10 protein-coding genes, 2 tRNA genes and 2 pseudogenes are annotated in these 17,468 nt (G+C 70.2%); 13 read left to right on the top strand and 1 reads right to left on the bottom strand.

All coding sequences use genetic code 11. From position 1 onward, the window contains the following. The first annotated feature begins 6 nt into the window (after nucleotides 1–6). The 13 genes and pseudogenes from BCY76_RS12090 to BCY76_RS12030 all read left to right on the top strand — a co-directional run bounded on the left by BCY76_RS12090 (nucleotide 7) and on the right by BCY76_RS12030 (nucleotide 17,089). Nucleotides 7–1,521 (top strand): pyridoxal-phosphate dependent enzyme, encoded by a 1,515-nt coding sequence (locus BCY76_RS12090; RefSeq protein WP_070161201.1) that lies wholly within the window; start codon nucleotides 7–9, stop codon nucleotides 1,519–1,521. A 9-nt stretch (nucleotides 1,522–1,530) separates the two neighbouring features. After that, nucleotides 1,531–2,713, top strand: a pseudogene (locus BCY76_RS12085) (cystathionine gamma-synthase). 585 nt (nucleotides 2,714–3,298) lie between these two features. Beyond that, nucleotides 3,299–3,436, top strand: coding sequence for a hypothetical protein (locus BCY76_RS18195; RefSeq protein ID WP_170922684.1), 138 nt, complete (start codon nucleotides 3,299–3,301; stop codon nucleotides 3,434–3,436). Nucleotides 3,437–3,505: 69 nt separating this feature from the next. Next, nucleotides 3,506–4,156, top strand: coding sequence for an MOSC domain-containing protein (locus BCY76_RS12075; RefSeq protein WP_083277632.1), 651 nt, complete (start codon nucleotides 3,506–3,508; stop codon nucleotides 4,154–4,156). 477 nt (nucleotides 4,157–4,633) lie between these two features. After that, nucleotides 4,634–6,663 (top strand): annotated as a pseudogene (locus BCY76_RS19975) (DEAD/DEAH box helicase). A gap of 92 nt (nucleotides 6,664–6,755) precedes the next feature. Continuing rightward, nucleotides 6,756–6,827, top strand: a tRNA-Thr gene (locus tag BCY76_RS12065). A 53-nt stretch (nucleotides 6,828–6,880) separates the two neighbouring features. Next, nucleotides 6,881–6,954, top strand: a tRNA-Met gene (locus BCY76_RS12060). Between the two features lie 72 nt (nucleotides 6,955–7,026). Next, nucleotides 7,027–9,411 carry a glycogen/starch/alpha-glucan phosphorylase gene (locus tag BCY76_RS12055; protein WP_070161204.1) on the top strand — a complete coding sequence of 795 codons (2,385 nt, stop codon included), beginning with the start codon at nucleotides 7,027–7,029 and terminating at the stop codon, nucleotides 9,409–9,411. A 30-nt stretch (nucleotides 9,412–9,441) separates the two neighbouring features. Continuing rightward, nucleotides 9,442–11,364, top strand: a complete 1,923-nt coding sequence (gene glgB, locus BCY76_RS12050; protein WP_070161206.1) for a 1,4-alpha-glucan branching protein GlgB — start codon at nucleotides 9,442–9,444, stop codon at nucleotides 11,362–11,364. After that, nucleotides 11,361–12,644, top strand: coding sequence for a glucose-1-phosphate adenylyltransferase (glgC, locus tag BCY76_RS12045; RefSeq protein WP_139827771.1), 1,284 nt, complete (start codon nucleotides 11,361–11,363; stop codon nucleotides 12,642–12,644). The genes glgB and glgC overlap by 4 nt, the downstream gene beginning before the upstream one ends. Before the next feature lie 30 nt (nucleotides 12,645–12,674). After that, nucleotides 12,675–14,135 (top strand): glycogen synthase GlgA, encoded by a 1,461-nt coding sequence (gene glgA, locus BCY76_RS12040; protein WP_139827770.1) that lies wholly within the window; start codon nucleotides 12,675–12,677, stop codon nucleotides 14,133–14,135. Next, nucleotides 14,132–16,186: a glycogen debranching protein GlgX gene (glgX, locus tag BCY76_RS12035; RefSeq protein ID WP_070161210.1), complete on the top strand. Its 2,055-nt coding sequence runs from the start codon at nucleotides 14,132–14,134 to the stop codon at nucleotides 16,184–16,186. Before glgA ends, glgX begins: the two co-directional genes overlap by 4 nt. 129 nt (nucleotides 16,187–16,315) lie before the next feature. Continuing rightward, nucleotides 16,316–17,089 (top strand): sirohydrochlorin chelatase, encoded by a 774-nt coding sequence (locus BCY76_RS12030; RefSeq protein WP_085437740.1) that lies wholly within the window; start codon nucleotides 16,316–16,318, stop codon nucleotides 17,087–17,089. On the opposite strand, the gene BCY76_RS18190 is transcribed toward BCY76_RS12030, so the two are convergent. After that, on the bottom strand, nucleotides 17,046–17,468 hold a 423-nt coding region (locus tag BCY76_RS18190; RefSeq protein WP_201791127.1), incomplete at its 5' end, for a hypothetical protein. The two genes, BCY76_RS12030 and BCY76_RS18190, sit on opposite strands and share 44 nt — an antisense overlap.

Below are 17,468 nucleotides of genomic sequence, written 5' to 3'. Positions count from 1 at the left end.
GGCCTCATGAGATATGCCCAGTCCGTCGTCGACCTCATCGGCGGCACCCCGTTGGTGAAGCTGAACCGCATCACAGAGGGGATCTCCGCCACCGTGCTGGTGAAGCTGGAGTACCTGAACCCCGGAGGGTCCATCAAGGACCGCATCGCGCTGAAGATGATCGAGGAGGCCGAGGCCGACGGGAGGCTGAAGCCCGGCGGCGTCGTCGTCGAACCGACCTCCGGCAACACCGGGGTCGGCCTGGCCCTGGTGGCCCAGCAGAAGGGCTACCGCAGCGTCTTCATCACCGTGCCGAAGGTCGCCCAGGAGAAGCGCGACGTGCTGCGTGCCTACGGAGCCGACGTCGTCGTCGGCCCCAACGGCGTGCCCGCGGAGTCGCCGCTGTCCTACTACGGGATCTCCGACCAGATCGCCGCCGAGATCGACGGCGGCTACAAGCCTGACCAGTTCTCCAACCCCGCCGCGCCCGCCTCCCACTATGAGACGACCGGACCGGAGATCTGGGAGGACACCGAAGGCCGCATCACCCACCTGGTGGTCGGCGCGGGAACCGGCGGCACCGTCACCGGCACCGGTCGCTACCTCAAGGAGGTCTCCGCGGACCGCGAGACCGGGCCGGTGCGCGTGGTCGTCGCGGACCCGGACGGCTCCATCTACTCCGGCGGCGAGGGCCGCCCGTACTTCGTGGAAGGCGTCGGCGAGGACGTCTGGGTGCAGAACTACGACGCCTCCGTCCCCGACGAGAAGCACGCCATCACCGACGCCGAGTCCTTCGCCATGGCCCGCCGGCTGGCCACGGAGGAGGGACTGCTCGTGGGCGGCTCCTCCGGCACCGCGGTGGCCGCGGCGCTGAAGGTCGCCGCCGATCTCGGGCCCGACGACGTCGTCGTCGCGGTGCTGCCGGACTCCGGCCGCGGCTACCTGGGCAAGATCTTCAACGACCAGTGGATGATCGACCACGGCTTCGGCGAGGTGGTGTCCACCTCCACCGGCACCGAGATCAGCGTGGCCAGCCAGGACGAGATCAGCACGGCGGTGCGTGAGGGCATCATCGGTGCCGACGCCGCCCCTGCCCCCGGCACCGGCGCGAAGGACCCCGCCTCCACCACGGCCGCCGACGTGCTCGCCGCCAAGCGGACCTCCGTGGGCGAAGCGCTGCCCGAGGTGATCTCCATCCCCCGGACCACGTCTTTGCGGGAGGCGGTGTCGGTGATGAACCGGTACGGGATCGACATCGTGCCCGTCATCGACCAGCCCGGGCGGGTCGCCCGCATCGGTGAGGTCTACGGCATCGTCGACGTCGAGCGCCTCTCCGAGGACCTCATCGTGGGCCACGCCGACCCCCGAGACGAGGTGGCTCAGCACCTCAGTGCGGACCTGCCTCTGGTCGGCATCACCGAGACGGTGCCGCAGATCCTGGCGAAGCTCCGGAAGAACCCGACCCTGCTGGTGGCTGAGAACGGCGACATCGTCGGCGTGCTCACCCGCAACGACCTGTTGGCGCACCTCAGCGGTGCTTAAGGAGGACCGATGACCCACCACGACGACGCCCACCGCGCCCGCGGATTCTCCACCGAGGCGATCCACGCCGGCCAGGACCTCGACGAAGTCTTCGGCGCAGTGGTCCCGCCGCTCCACTTCTCCACCACATTCGCGCCTGACGGCATCGGGAACCTGCGCAACGGCTATGACTACGGCCGCGCCGGCAACCCCACCCGCACGGCCCTGCAGAACCAGCTGGCCGCCGTCGAGGGCGGGGGGCACGCCTTCAGCTTCGGCTCCGGGCTGGCCGCCGAGGACGCCGTCATCCGGGCCGTGATGCGCCCGGGACAGCGAATCGTGATGGGCAACGACGCTACGGCGGCAGCTACCGGCTGATCAGCCGCATCCATGGCGACTGGGGCATTGCGAACACTCCGCTGGACCTCAACGACCACGAGCGGGTCGCCGCCGAGCTCGACGGCGACGACGCGACCCTGCTGTGGGTGGAGACCCCGTCCAACCCGCTGATGACGGTGGTCGACGTCCCGGCCCTGGCTGAGATCGCCCACGCACGCGGGGCGCTGCTGGTCGTGGACAACACGTTCGCCACCCCGTACCTGCAGCAGCCGCTGGCCCTCGGTGCGGACATCGTGGTGCACTCCACCACCAAGTACATCGGCGGCCACTCCGACGTCGTCGGCGGTGCCGTGGTGCTGGGCTCCGACGACGCCGCGGCAGACCTGGCCGAGAAGGTCGCCTTCCAGCAGTTCGCCGTCGGCGCGGTCTCCGGACCGCTGGACGCCTATCTGACCACCCGGGGGCTGAAGACCCTCGGGGTCCGGATGGACCGGCACTGCAGCAATGCTCAGGCCGTGGCGGAGCACCTGGTGGGCCATCCGGGCGTGGAGCGGGTGCTCTACCCGGGTCTGCCGGACCACCCGGGCCACGAACTGGCGACGAGGCAGATGAGCGGTTACGGAGCATGGTCTCCTTCCAGCTGGCCGGCGGGGAGCCCGCGGCGCGGAAGGTCGCCGAGGCCACCCGGCTGTTCGTGCTCGCCGAGTCTCTGGGCGGCATCGAGTCCCTGATGAATTACCCGCATGAGATGACCCACGCCTCGGTGCGCGGCACCGAGCTGGCCGTGCCGGAGAACCTGCTGCGTGTCTCGGTGGGTATCGAGGACGTGGCCGACCTGATCGACGACCTGGACGCCGCGCTCGCCGGACTCTGAGCCGACACGTTCGGAAATGCCTCCGCGGTGCGGGCCCTTGTCGGCGCAGATGCGCGCTCATAAGGGCCCGAATCGCGGAGGCATGCTGCGTCGCAGAAGTGCACCAGAGGCAGCGTCAGTGGTGCACGTTTCTCTTGGCCGGCAGCGCCGCGCCCCGTGCCGGCTCGACTGTCCATAGTGGAGCGGGACGAATCCTCCACGTCTGGCTGCGGCCGATGGGTCTCCACGAGAGAGGGCTCGCGGAGTCGACCGTCAGTCTGGTCGAGATGCTCGACGGCTCGGAGACGGAGGTGCATGGGGAGTCGGGGCTCACCGTGACGGACTGCTGCCAGGAGATCGTCAGAGGTGGATTCCCGGGTCTGCGCCAGCGTCCGGCTCACCTGCTCGGGCGGGAGCTGGACGCCTACCTCCCACGGGTGGTCGACCGAGACCTCCCCGATCAGGGACTCACCGCCCGTCGCCTGAGCCTTCCCGTGTCCGCCGACCTGGCAGGCAAGCTGTTCGAAGCGCTGGCGACGCTTACGGTTCGTGTCATTGCTGAGGCTCATGGCGCTCGGGTGACGCATCGTCGGTCGCATGACTCGTGTGAGGAGGTCGACCTCATCGTGGCGGGAGAAGATGCCCGACGACGTCGTGGACCTGGTGGTGGTGACGACGGGGAGACGCACCTCTCGTCGACGAGACGGAATCGCCGTCGTCCCTCTGGCTCTGCTCGGGGACTGACTGTCCGGGTGCTCCGGGCCGACAGCCGGCTTCCCGAGTGGGACCTCTGGTCTGCTTAGACTGTCGTCCATGAGCCTCGACCACGCCTCCTCTCCGACCTGTCTGGCCGCCGCCGCGCAGCGTCTGGGCCTGACCGGGACTGTCGACGCCGTCTGCGTGGTGGACCAGCTGATTCGGGACGACCCCGGTCCGGTCGGGGTCACCGGCATCGACAAGCGTCCGGTCAGCGGGCCCGTGATGGTGCGCAGCCTCGGCCTGCACGGCGACGTGCAGGCGGACCGGAAGCACCACGGCGGGGAGGAGAAGGCGGTCTACGCCTATGCGGCCGACGACGCCGTCTGGTGGGCCGAGCAGCTGGGCCGGGACATCCCGCCCGGCAGTTTCGGGGAGAATCTGCGGATATCCGGGTCCGCGGGTGAGGATTTCGACGTCGACGGCGCGTTCCCGGGTGAGCGCTGGCGGGTGGGGGACCGGCTCGTCCTGGAGGTCACCCGGCCTAGGATCCCGTGTGCGACCTTCGGGCGCTGGATGGACCAGCCCGGCTGGGTGAAGCGGTTCCTGCAGGCCGGACGTCCTGGCACCTACTTCCGCGTGGTCACCCCCGGAGAGGTCCGGGCCGGCGACCCGGTGGAGGTCATCGCTGCGGCGGAGGCCCCGGAGCACACCATCCGAGAGATCGCCCTGGCCAAGGGCCCGACGGCGGCCCGCCCGAACGACTGAGCCGCGCAGAGAGCCTCCCCGACCCGCCCCCTCTTCTGCGAGTTGGTCTGGAGTTGTGGGTACTCGACTCGATCGAATCGAGTACCCACAACTGCAGACCAACTCGGCGTCAGACGGGGTCGCTCAGCGTGACGTTGGTCTCCTGATTGGGGAAAATGCGACGGCGGCCCCTACACTTGAAGAGCATTCTCCGGAAGATCCCGTCTTCTCTTGCTACTCCAGCATCTCTGCACCGATGATCGGTGCGCGCCGACAGGTTCGGCGCCCGAGAGGCTGTCGAGGTTCGTGTGTGTTTTCACGGGTCGACTCCGGAGCCCACCAGTGGCCGCAGAGTCCCCGTCCCGTCACGCCCCATCAGAGCATGTGCACCCTGCCCTGCCCTTGACATGACTGTCGAGCAGAGGTGGTTGACGCCCGTGTGCAGAGGGCCGCGTACGGGGATTCGAGGCCGCCTACCAGATGAAGGAGCCTCAACCCATGAGCACCCCCACCATCACGACGACGGACGCCCCCGAGACCTTCGAGGGTGCTGCCGACGCAGAGCACGCAGAGACGGTTCACGCAGAGACCTCCACGGAGACCCCGGCTGAGGTCGCTGTGGAGACCCCGGCAGAGACTCCGGAGAATGCCGCCACGCAGGATGCTCCCACGCAGGAACAGCCGAAGCAGGAACAGCCGAAGCAGGAAGGCCCCCGCTTCGCGGATCTGGGCCTGGACGCCCGTGTCCTGGCCGCCACTGAGCGACTCGGCTACGAGACCCCCTCACCCATCCAGGCCCAGACCATCCCGCTGCTGAACGAGGGCCGCGATGTGGTCGGCCTCGCCCAGACCGGCACCGGCAAGACGGCCGCGTTCGCACTGCCGGCTCTGACCCACATGGCCCGTGCCGCCGACGCCGGCGAGCTGGGCACCGCCCCCTCCACCCTGGTGCTGGCTCCCACCCGTGAGCTGGCCCTGCAGGTGGCCGAGGCCTTCTCCACCTACGCGGCCGACGTCGACGGCATCACCGTGCTGCCGATGTAGCGGCGGCGCCCCCTACGGTCCGCAGCTGGCGGGCCTGCGCCGGGGTGCGCACGTCGTGGTCGGCACGCCCGGTCGTGTGATCGACCACCTCTCCCGCGGCTCGCTGGACCTCTCCGAGGTGCAGCACCTGGTGCTGGACGAGGCCGACGAGATGCTGCGCATGGGCTTCGCCGAGGAGGTCGACCAGATCCTGGAGCAGACCCCTGCGGACAAGCAGGTGGCGCTGTTCTCGGCCACCATGCCCCGGGCCATCCGCCGCATCTCCCAGGACTACCTGAACGACCCGGTGGAGGTCTCGGTCAAGTCGACCACCTCGACGTCGTCGACGATCCGTCAGCGCTATGTGCAGGTCCGTCACTCCTCCAAGCTGGAGGCGCTGACCCGCATCATGGAGACCGAGGCGCACGACGCCGCCATCGTGTTCGTGCGCACCCGCTCGGCCACCGAGGAGGTCGCCAACCGGTTGGGGGCCCGTGGGTTCCGCGCGGCCGCCATCAACGGCGACATCCCGCAGAAGCTGCGCGAGACCACGGTGGAGAACCTCCGCTCCGGCCGTGTGGACGTGCTGGTGGCCACCGACGTCGCGGCCCGCGGCCTCGACGTCGAGCGGATCAGCCACGTGTTCAACTACGACATCCCGCTGGACACCGAGTCCTATGTGCACCGGATCGGCCGCACCGGCCGCGCCGGACGCTCCGGCGAGGCCGTGCTGTTCGTGACCCCGCGGGAGCGCCGCCTGCTGCGCGCCATCGAGAAGGCCACCCGCCAGAAGGTGGAGCCGATGTCCATGCCCACCGTGGCCGACGTCAACGCCTCCCGCCTGCAGCGGTTCTCCGAGAAGATCACCCAGACCCTGGCCTCCGAGGACCTGGAGGAGTACCGTGGGCTGGTGAGCTCCTATGTGGCCGAGCAGAACACCCCGGCCGAGGACGTGGCCGCCGCCCTGGTGGCCATGGTCCACGACGGGCGTCCGCTGCTGCTGGACGAGAACGGCACTGACGAGCTGGTCCGCGAGGCTGAGCGCGCCGGGCGTGAGCGGGACGACCGCCCCGAGCGGGGTCCGCGTGCCGACCGTGGGCCGCGGGCTCCCCGCGAGGCCGGTCCTGGCAACGCCATGTATCGGATCGCCCTGGGTCTCGCGAGGCGTCGCGCCGGGCCACATCGTGGGCGCGATCGCCAACGAGGCGGAGATCCCCGCCAAGAGGATCGGCGGGATCGACATCCGCAACACCCACTCGCTGGTGGAGCTGCCCGATCACCTCTCCAGCGCGCAGTGGGAGGCGCTGTCCAAGACCCGGATCGGCGGCGAGCTGATCCGCCTGGAGAAGGACTCCGGCGCTGGCTCCCGCGGTGGAGACCGCGGTGATCGCGGCGACCGTGCTGACCGCGGCGATCGTGGCGACCGGGGCCCGCGCGGCGGGCACCGCAAGGGCGGTTTCGGCGGGGACAAGGGCGACAAGCGTCGCAAGCCCCGCTGGCGCTGAGCCTCAGCAGGACCCCTCCACGGTCCTGTGACGGACGTCTCTCTGCCTCGATTTTCTCCCGACGGGAGCTGGTGGTAGAGTTTCATGCCGTTGCCCCAATAGCTCAGTGGTAGAGCGCAGTCTTGGTAAGACTGAGGTCCCGGGATCGATTCCCGGTTGGGGCTCTGAATGAGAGCCCGCGCGGCGCTTCCGGCGCGGCGCGGGCTTTCTCATTCGTGGCGGTGTAGCTCAGCTGGTTAGAGCGCACGACTCATAATCGTGAGGTCGCGGGATCGAGCCCCGCCACCGCTACTACATTCGACGCCCCCGAGTCCCCCTGGACGCGGGGGCGTCGTGCGTTGTCGGCCGGGCTATGCTGAGCGCATGTCGACAGCCTCAGATCTGACCTCCGTCCTGCTGCACCATCTGAGGTGCTCGGTGGGGGTGGAGCCGGCCCGCGCCCAGCTGCTGGACTGGCGCCTCGCCCTGGCCCACACCCTCCGCGAGCAGGCCACGGACTCGTGGCTAGACTCCGCCCGGCGCACCCGGGAGGACGGGCTGAAGAGCGTCAACTACCTCTCCATGGAGTTCCTGCCCGGTCGCCTCCTCGAGGACGCCGCCATCAACCTGCGGCTGCGGGACTCTGTCAGCGCCGCCTTCGACGACCTGGGAGTGAGCGTCGCCGACGTCGTCGCCGGCGAACCGGACCCCGCGCTCGGCAACGGCGGACTGGGGCGTCTGGCCGCCTGCTACCTGGAGTCCATGGCCACCCTGGCGTGCCCCGCCCACGGCTACGGGCTGCGCTATGAGCGCGGCCTGTTCCGGCAGCACTTCGAGGACGGTCGGCAGGTGGAGCGCCCGGATGAGTGGCTCACCTCTGGCGATCCGTTCAGCCTCTCCCGCCCTGCCACCGCCTACGCGGTCCCCTTCGGCGGGGAGGTCTCCGACGACGACGGCGGCACGGCCTGGCGGCCGGAGACCCGCCTCGTGGCCGCCGCCCACGACACCCCGGTGATCGGCTACGGCGGTGGGTGGGTCAACACGCTGCGCCTGTGGTCGGCGCTGCCCGCCGCAGATCTGCTGGATCTGGACCGGTTCAGCGCCGGCGACTTCTTCGGTGCTGCCGAGACGGAGACCTGGGCGCGCACTCTCAGCCGGGTGCTCTACCCGACCGACACCACCGACCTGGGGCGGCGCCTGCGCCTGTCCCAGGAGCACTTCCTCACCTCCGCCTCGGTGCAGGACGTGCTGCACCGGTTCCTGGAGACCCAGCAGGATCTGCGCCGTCTGCCCGAGCACGCCGCCATCCAGATGAACGACACGCACCCGGCCCTGGCCGGCCCGGAGCTGATCCGTCTGCTGGTGGACGAGCACGGGGTCGGCTTCGACACCGCCGCCGACCTGGCCGTCCAGGTGCTCGGGTACACCAACCACACCCTGCTGCCGGAGGCCCTGGAGATGTGGCCGGTGGATCTGATGCGCCACCTGCTGCCCCGTCACCTGCAGATCATCGAGCGGCTGGACCAGCGCGTCCACGAGGTCCACGGGAGTGCGGCAGACGACGTCCACCTCATCGAGCACGGCCACGTGAAGATGGGGGAGCTCGCCGTGGTGACCAGCCACCGGGTCAACGGCGTCTCCGCGCTGCACACGGACCTGGTGCGCCGGAACCTCTTCCCCCACCTGGAGGCCCTCACCCCGGGCCGCATCCTCAATGTCACCAACGGGATCACGCCCCGGCGCTGGCTCGCCCTGGCCAACCCCGCACTCGCCGATCTGGTCACCGAGACCATCGGCCCCGGATGGGAGACGGATCTGGACCGGCTGCGTGAACTGGAGCCCCACGCGGAGGACCCGAACTTCCTGGAGGCCTTCGGACGCACCAAGCATCTGGCCAAGCACCGCCTGGCCACCTGGCTGGACGAGGAGCACGGCATCGAGCTGCCCCTGGAAGCGCTCCTCGACGTGCAGGTCAAGCGCCTCCACGAGTACAAGCGACAGCTGCTGAACATCCTGTGGACCGTCTCTCGCTGGCAGCGGATCAAGGCCGACCCCGGCGCGGACTGGGTGCCGCGCGTCAAGATCTTCGGAGGCAAGGCGGCTCCCAGCTACACCGCGGCCAAGGACATCATTCGGCTGATCAACGACGTCGGGGCGGTCATCAACAGCGATCCCGAGACCCGGGAGAGGCTGCGGATCATCTACCCGCCGAACTACAACGTCACCATGGCGGAGAAGCTCATCCCCGCCGCCGACCTCTCCGAGCAGATCTCCACGGCTGGGATGGAGGCCTCGGGCACCGGGAACATGAAGTTCGCGCTCAACGGGGCGCTGACCATCGGCACCCTGGACGGCGCGAACGTGGAGATCCGTGAGGAGGTCGGGGCGGAGAACTTCTTCCTCTTCGGCCTCACCGCGGACGAGGTCCTCGCCCGGCGTGAGCAGCCCGGCCACGCTCGTGCGGCGATCGAGCAGAGCCAACCGCTGCAGGACGTCCTGCAGGCGATCGCGGAAGGCACATTCAGCCCCGAGGAACCAGCGCGTTACAGCGGTCTCGTCGACCACCTGTGGAACAGTGACTGGTTCCTCGTCGCCTCCGATTTCGACGCTTACAATTCCTCCCAGGAGCTGGTAGACATGTCCTACCGCGATCCGTTGCGGTGGCAGCGGATGGCAGTGACGAATGTGGCACGGATGGGCAGCTTCAGCTCCGACCGCGCAGTACGGCACTACATGAGGGAGATCTGGAACGTACCCCCGGCGCAGTAGCCGCCGTCCTGTCGACGAAAGGCCCCGGCCATGTCCCCACCGGCAGATCCGCACCGATTCAGCCCCGTGCTGGGAGCGCTCGACGAGCACCTCTTCGCCGAGGGAACGCACCACCGGCTGTGGGACGCGCTCGGCGCACACCTCATCACCCATGAAGGGGTCGACGGCGTGCACTTCGCCGTCTGGGCCCCCAACGCCTCCCGGGTCGCCGTGGTCGGGGACTTCAACCACTGGAACCCTGACGAGCATCCGATGCGGCCGGTCGGGTCCACCGGGGTGTGGGAGACCTTCGTGCCCGGCGTCGTCGAGGGCACCGTCTACAAGTACGACCTCCACGACCGAGACGGTCACCATCTGCCGCAGAAGGCCGACCCGGTGGGCTTCGGCGCCGAGCACCCGCCCGCCACCGGGTCCGTGGTGCGCCGCCTGGACGCCCACCACTGGCAGGACGACCAGTGGCTGGCCCGCCGAGCCGAGGCGAACGCGGTGACCAGCCCCATCAGCGTCTATGAGGTCCACCTGGGGTCCTGGCGGAGGGTCGACGGCGTCCGCCCGCTGTCCTACCTGGAGCTCGCCTCGCAGCTGGTGGACTACGTCGCCGACATGGGCTTCACCCATATCGAGGTGCTGCCGGTCAGCGAACACCCCTTCGACGGGTCCTGGGGCTATCAGCCGGTGGGCATGTATGCGCCCACCATCCGCTACGGCACCCCGGCGGAGTTCGCGGCCTTCGTGGACGCCGCCCACGCCCGGGGGCTGGGAGTCATCGCCGACTGGGTGCCCGGACACTTCCCGACCGACGAGCACGGGCTGGGACGGTTCGACGGCACCGCACTGTACGAGCACCTGGACCCCCGTCAGGGATTCCACCCGGACTGGAAGACCTACATCTACAACTACGGGCGCCCCGAGGTGCGCGGCTACCTGGTGGCCAACGCCCTCTACTGGATCGACCAGTATCACCTGGACGGGCTGCGGGTCGATGCGGTCGCCTCCATGCTCTACCGGGACTATTCACGGGCGGAGGGGGAGTGGGTCCCCAACCGGGACGGCGGGCGCGAGAACCACGAGGCCATCGACTTCCTGCGCGCCACCAACGTCGCCGTCTACGGCACCCACCCGGGGACGGCGATGACGGCCGAGGAGTCCACCTCCTTCCCGGGGGTGACCCGCCGGGTGGACCATGACGGTCTGGGCTTCGGGTACAAGTGGAACCTCGGCTGGATGAACGACTCGCTGACCTACTTCAGCCGCGACCCGGTCCATCGGAAGTATCACCACGACGACCTCACCTTCGGGCTCTCCTACGCCTTCAGCGAGAACTTCGTGCTGCCCATCAGCCACGACGAGGTCGTCCACGGGAAGGGCTCCCTGTACCAGAGGATGCACGGCTCGCATGCGGACAAGCTCGGCGGGCTGAAAGCGTTCTTCGGCTACATGTGGGGCCACCCGGGGAAGAAGCTGCTGTTCATGGGGCAGGAGTTCGGCCAGCCGGCCGAATGGAACCACGACGGCGAACTGGACTGGGGCGTCCTCCACGACCCCGGTCACGCCGGTGTGCAGGCCCTGGTCCGGGACCTGAACCGGATCTACCGGGAGCAGCCGGCGCTGCACCGCTGGGACTCAGACGCCCGCGGGTTCTCCTGGCTGTTGGTCGACGGAGCCGACGACCAGGTGGTGGCCTGGACCCGACGGGGAGAGCCGGGTGATCCGCATGTCGTCGTCGTGCTGAACCTGGCCCCCGTGGAGCGCACCGGCTACCGGGTCGGGTTCCCCGTCGCCGGGCGCTGGCGGGAGGCGCTCAACACGGACTCCTCCGCATACGGCGGCGGCGACCGGGGCCACGGCGGTGCCGTGGAGACGGAGCCGGTGCCCGCGGCGGACGAGGCGCAGTCGGCGCTCCTCACCCTTCCCCCTCTCTCGGCCATCTACTTCGTGGAGGATCACTCATGAACACCAGCATCGAGCCGGGCGCACCAGCCCGGCTGAGCAGTCAGGCCATGGCCTTCGTGCTCGCCGGCGGCCGGGGCAGCCGCCTGGAGGAGCTCACGGACCGCCGGGCGAAGCCCGCCGTGCACTTCGGGGGCAAGACCCGCATCATCGACTTTCCGCTGTCCAACGCGCTGAACTCGGGCATCCGGAAGATGGCGATCGCCACCCAGTACAAGGCTCACTCGCTGATCCGCCACATGCAGCGCGGCTGGAGCTTCTTCCGTGCCGAACGCAACGAGTACCTGGACATCCTTCCGGCCAGCCAGCGTGTGGAGGAGAACAAGTGGTACCTCGGCACGGCGGACGCCGTGACCCAGAACATCGACATCGTGGACGACTACAACGTCGAGTACGTGATCGTGCTCGCCGGGGACCACGTGTACAAGATGGACTACGAGGTCATGCTGCGTCAGCACGTGGAGAGCGGCGCGGAGGTCACCGTCGGCTGCCTGACGGTTCCGCGGGAGGAGGCCAGCGCCTTCGGGGTGATGCACATCGATGAGCGGGACCGGATCATCGACTTCCTGGAGAAGCCGGCCGATCCGCCCGGCACCCCCGACGACCCGGACGTCTCCCTGGCATCGATGGGGATCTACGTCTTCGACTGGCAGTTCCTGCGCCAGCTGCTCATCGAGGACATGCATGACCCGGACTCCAGCCATGACTTCGGTCACGACCTGATCCCGCAGCTGGTGACCCGAGGTGCGGCCTATGCGCACCGCTTCAGCGAATCCTGCGTGATGAGCGGCCTGGAGACCCGTCCCTACTGGCGGGACGTGGGCACGATCGACTCGTTCTGGCAGGCCAACATCGACCTCACCGAGTTCGTGCCGCCGCTGGACCTCTATGACCAGAAGTGGCCCATCTGGACCTACGCCGAGCAGACGCCGCCGGCGAAGTTCATCCACGACGAGGAGGACCGCCGGGGCCAGGCGATCCAGTCGCTGATCTCCGGGGACACCATCATCAGCGGCTCCGATGTGCACAACTCGCTGCTGTTCACCGGGAACCGGGTGCACTCGTACTCGACGCTCGACCACGTCGTCGCGCTGCCGTACGTGGAGGTGGGCCGGCACGCCCAGCTGAGCCGCTGCGTGATCGACAGCCGGGTCCGCATCCCGGACGACCTCGTGGTCGGGGAGGACCCGGAGGAGGATGCGAAGTGGTTCCGGCACACGGACAAGGGGATCACGCTCATCACCCAGGACATGCTGGACCGCCGGGCCGCCGCGCTGGAGTAGTCTGGTGCTCCTCCTCTGAAAGGACGTCCCGTGACCGCCGTGCGTCGTCGTGTCCTCTCCGTCGCCTCGGAGTGCGCACCCCTGATCAAGACCGGCGGGCTCGCCGACGTCGTCGGGGCGCTTCCGGGCGCACTCGAGCCCTGCGGCTGGGAGTCCCGGGTGCTGCTGCCGGCCTACCCGCAGGTGCTCGATCAACTCGACGGTTCCCGCCGCGTATGGGCCGAGGACGACCTGTTCGGCGGACCCGCCTGCGTGCGCTCGGGCACCGTGGACGGGCTGCCGATGCTGCTGCTGGACGCTCCGCACCTGTTCCAGCGGCCCGGCGGCCCCTATGCCGACGGCCAGCAGGACCACCCGGACAACCATGTGCGGTTCGCCGCGCTGAGCTGGGCGGCCGCGCAGATCGCCCAGGACGGGGTCGACGACGGCGCGGGGGAGCCCTGGCGGCCGGATCTGGTGCACGCCCATGACTGGCAGGCCGGGCTGGCGCCGTCGTACCTGAAGTATGCCGGCGCCAGCGTGCCGACCGTGATGACCATCCACAACATCGCCTTCCAGGGGATCTTCGGGGAGGACCAGCTGGATCGGCTGCGCCTGCCGCGCTGGGACTTCCACCCGGAGGGGATCGAGTACCACGGGGCGGTGAGCAGCCTGAAGGCGGGGATGATGCACGCTTCCCGGGTGACCACGGTCAGCCGCACCTATGCGGAGGAGCTCACCACCCCCGCGTTCGGCTTCGGCCTTGAGGGCGTGGTCGCCATGCGTCGCCGCCGCGGCGAGATGCACGGGATCGTCAACGGCATCGACACCACCGTGTGGGATCCGGCGCATGACCCGCACATCAGGCCGTACTCGGCGGAGGCCCCCGCGTCCAAGGCGGCCAACCGGGCGGCGCTGCTCCAGGAGTTCGGGCTCGCCGAGCCCACCGGGCCCCTGGCCGTGGTCGTCACCCGCCTGACGCACCAGAAGGGCGTGGACCTGCTGCTGGAGACTCTGCCCGGTTTCGTGGAGGCCGGCGGTGCGGTGGCGGTGCTCGGCTCAGGGGACCCCGCCTATGAGCAGGGCCTCCGAGAGCTCGCCGCCCGACGGCCTGACGCGGTAGGTGTGCGCCTGGGCTACGACGAGCCGCTGAGTCACCGGATGTACGCCGGAGGGGACCTGGTGCTGGTGCCCTCACGGTTCGAGCCGTGCGGCCTCACCCAGCTCTACGGCCTGCGCTACGGGGCGCTGCCGCTGGTGGCCTCCACCGGCGGGCTCCGGGACACGGTCGTCGACGCCACGGTGGAGAACCTGGCCGCGGGCACCGCCACCGGCTTCCTGGTCACCGAGCTCAGCGCCGCCGGCCTGGCGGACGCGCTTGGCCGGGCGCTGCGGCTCCACCAGGACCAGCGGGCATGGGGTGCGGTCCGGCAGACCGCCATGACCAGCCCGGTGGACTGGTCCTCCTCGGCGCAGCAGTACGCCGCCCTGTTCACGGAGCTGGTGCGGTGACCCGTCGTGTCACGCCCGGCCGTTCCTGGCCGCTGGGCATCACCCTGTCCGAGGACGGCGCGAACGTGGCCGTCTGGGCCCCGGAGGCCGAGTCCGTCTGGCTGTGCCTCGTCGACGGCGAGCAGGAGGAACGCGTCCTGCTGCCCTATGCCGACGGCGGCATCCGGCATGCTCACATCTCCGGCCTGTCCGCAGGCATGCGGTACGGGCTGCGCGCCGACGGGCCCTGGGCGCCGGAGCAGGGGCTGTGCTTCGATGAGCGGAAGCTGCTGATCGACCCCTACGCCCGCGCCCTCGACGGCCCCGTCCGGTGGCACCCGGAGATGGCCAGCGGCTCCGAGGAGGACAGCGCGGCCGTGATGCCCAAGGGCATCATCGTCGCGGACGTGGGCGGGCGTGAGGCTCAGGCCGGCGACGCGGAGGTCCCGGATCCTGCGGCGAACCGGCCGCGCCACGACGTCGGCGACCTGATCATCTATGAGGCGCATCTGAAGGGCCTCACCGCCGCGCATCCGGAGGTGCCGGACGAGCTGCGCGGCACCTACGCCGGATTCGCCCACCCGGCGATCGTCGACCACCTGGTGGAGCTGGGTGTCACCGCCGTGGAGCTGCTGCCGCTGCAGGCCTTCCTCGACGACGAGCACGTGGTCGGGCGTGGCCTCACCAACTATTGGGGGTACCAGCCGATCGCTTGGCACGCGCCGGAGCCGCGCTACGCGCTCCACGACGCCGACGCCGAGCTGCGCACCCTGGTGCACACCCTGCATGAGGCGGGCATCGCCGTGTTCCTGGACGTGGTGTACAACCACACCGGGGAAGGCGGCGACGGCGGCCCCGTCCTCAGCCTGCGCGGCCTGGACGCCGGATACTACCGCCGGCACGAGGGCTCCCACATCGATGACACCGGCACCGGCAACACCATGGCCACCGAACACCCCATGATGCTGCAGCTGATCCTCGACAGCATGCGCCACTGGGTGACGCGCTACGGGATCGACGGGTTCCGCTTCGACCTGGCCACGGCCGTGGCCCGCGGGCCGGCAGGCTTCGACGCCGCCGGCGCGTTCTTCCAGACCGTGCGGCAGGACCCCGTGCTCGCCGGGGCCACGCTGATCGCCGAGCCCTGGGACCTCGGCCCCGACGGCTACCAGCGCGGCGCCTACCCGCACCCGTGGTCCGAGTGGAACGACGGCTTCCGTGACGACGTGCGGCGCGCCTGGCGCGGGGACCAGGACGCCGTCCGGGCCCTCGGCGCACGTCTGCTGGGCTCTGCCGAGACCTTCGACCACTCGCGGCGCGCCCCCACGGCGTCGATCAACTTCCTCACCGCCCACGACGGGTTCACCCTGGCCGACGTCGTCTCCTACGCCGAGCGGCACAATGAGGCCAACGGCGAGGACGGCCGCGACGGCCACAGCGAGAACCATTCTGACAACCTCGGGGTGGAGGGCCCTACCGACGATCCCGAGATCCGCGCCGCGCGATCGCGCAGGGTGCGGGCGATGCTGGCGACCCTGTTCGTCTCCCAGGGGGTGCCCATGCTGCTGGCCGGGGACGAGATCGGCAACAGCCAGGGCGGCAACAACAACGCCTACGCGCAGGACAACGAGATCGGCTGGGTGGACTGGACGGACCCGGACCACGAGCTGCTGGACCTGGTGCGAGGGCTGACCGCGCTGCGCCGGCGGCTCCCGGTGCTGCGGCAGCGGGCCTTCCTGCACGGAGCAGCCCGGTCCGACGGCGCCCCAGATGTGCTGTGGCTCAGCGCGGACGGTGAACCCGCCACGGAGGAGCACTGGCAGGACCCCGAGCTTCGCACCGTCATCGCGGTGCTGCGCGGCGCCGCCGGAGACCCCGTGGGGGAGACCCTCACCGGGGCCGTGGCGGTCGTGCTCACCGTGGGTGAGGAGACGACGGTGCGCCTTCCCGGCGACGGGCCATGGCAGCTGGAGGTCGACACCGCCGGTGAGGCACGTCCGGAGGGTGAGGATGCCGGCGTGTGGAGGATCGGCGGCCAGTCGGCGGCGGTGTTCACCTCACCGGGACCATGACGTGCCCGCCGGAGGGGCGGTGCTCACCGCTGCTGTGACGCCGCGAGACGTCGCGTTCATCGGAGTGTCACACATCCGTCCTAGGCTGAGTGCCCAGGACTGCAGGCACCCTCCGGAAGGACGTCCTCGATGAGCCCCGAGAGCCCCGAGCTCCCGCCCGCCCTGGTGGCCATCTCCCACGGCACCTCCGACGCCGCCGGTCAGGCGGTGGTCCGTCGGCTGGCCGACGACGTCGCCGCGGCGGCCGAGGCCCGTGACCTGGACGCCCCGGTGCAACTGGGACATGTGGACGTCCAGGACCCGGACGTGCCCGCCACGCTGGCGCAGCTCCCCGAGTCGCTGCCCGCTGTGGTGGTGCCGGTGCTGCTCTCCGCCGGTTACCACGTCCACGTGGACCTGAGGAAGGAGACCGCCGACGTCGGCCGTGAGGTCGCCATCGCCGGGGCCCTCGGCCCGGATGACCGGCTCGTGCACATCCTGGTGCGCCGCCTGGCGGAGGCCGGCGCGTCCCCGGGCACGGACCGGATCATCCTGGGGGTGGCGGGCTCTTCGGACCCGGCCGCCGTCGAGGACTGCCATGAGATGGGCCGCCGCCTGTCTGCGCGCCTGGCCGCCGACGTCGTGGTGGCCTTCCTCGCCGCAGCCCAGCCCACGGTGGCCGGGGCCGTCGCCGAGGCCAGGCAGGCCCGCGACGCCGCGGGGGAGGGTGGGCGCGTCGTCGTCGCCAGCTACCTGCTGGCCCCCGGCTACTTCCAGACCCTGCTGGAGAAGGCGGCCGGCGACGTCACCACCGCGCCCCTGCTGCCCGCTCCGCAGGACGCGGGGGCGCCGCCGGCCTCCCCTCCGGAGCTGGTGGACATCATCCTGGACCGGTACGCCGCGGCCGGTCCAGCACGCCGGTGAAGATCGCGGCGGCGACGACGACGGCCCACAGGCACACCATCAGCACCCAGGTCGTGTGAAGCCCGGGCATGATCTCCTGAAGCTGGTTCGCCAGCGGCGTCCACACCATCCTGGCCGGAAGTGCGACCACCACTCCTGCGGCCACACCGGTGACCAGGTGCAGGTGCCCCAGCCGCCGCAGCAGCAGGCTCAGGGTCCCTGCGAGCAGTCCGGAGACGCCCAGCACCAGCACCAGCAGCCCGAGGACCGCCGCCAGGGCGGTGGGCGACCAGGGCCAGGGCTGGTTCCCGAATGCCAGGCCGAGGCCCAGCCCGAGGGGTGACGCGCAGAGGGCTGCCAGCGCCGCCGTCGCCGGGGTGCCGACCAGCCGAGCGGCCGG

The organism is Nesterenkonia sp. PF2B19 (genome assembly GCF_001758425.2).
Classification (GTDB): Bacteria; Actinomycetota; Actinomycetes; order Actinomycetales; family Micrococcaceae; genus Nesterenkonia; species Nesterenkonia aethiopica.
The sequence above is the reverse complement of the archived record's forward strand: the minus strand, read 5'-3'. Positions and strand labels throughout refer to the sequence as shown.

Excerpts from the sequence above, each read along its gene's own strand:
- BCY76_RS12090 (WP_070161201.1), top strand. The coding sequence starts at position 7 with ATGAGATATGCCCAGTCCGTCGTCGACCTCATCGGCGGCACCCCGTTG.
- glgC (WP_139827771.1), top strand. The coding sequence starts at position 11,361 with ATGAACACCAGCATCGAGCCGGGCGCACCAGCCCGGCTGAGCAGTCAG.
- glgB (WP_070161206.1), top strand. The coding sequence starts at position 9,442 with ATGTCCCCACCGGCAGATCCGCACCGATTCAGCCCCGTGCTGGGAGCG.
- BCY76_RS12075 (WP_083277632.1), top strand. The coding sequence starts at position 3,506 with ATGAGCCTCGACCACGCCTCCTCTCCGACCTGTCTGGCCGCCGCCGCG.
- BCY76_RS12055 (WP_070161204.1), top strand. The coding sequence starts at position 7,027 with ATGTCGACAGCCTCAGATCTGACCTCCGTCCTGCTGCACCATCTGAGG.
- BCY76_RS12030 (WP_085437740.1), top strand. The coding sequence starts at position 16,316 with ATGAGCCCCGAGAGCCCCGAGCTCCCGCCCGCCCTGGTGGCCATCTCC.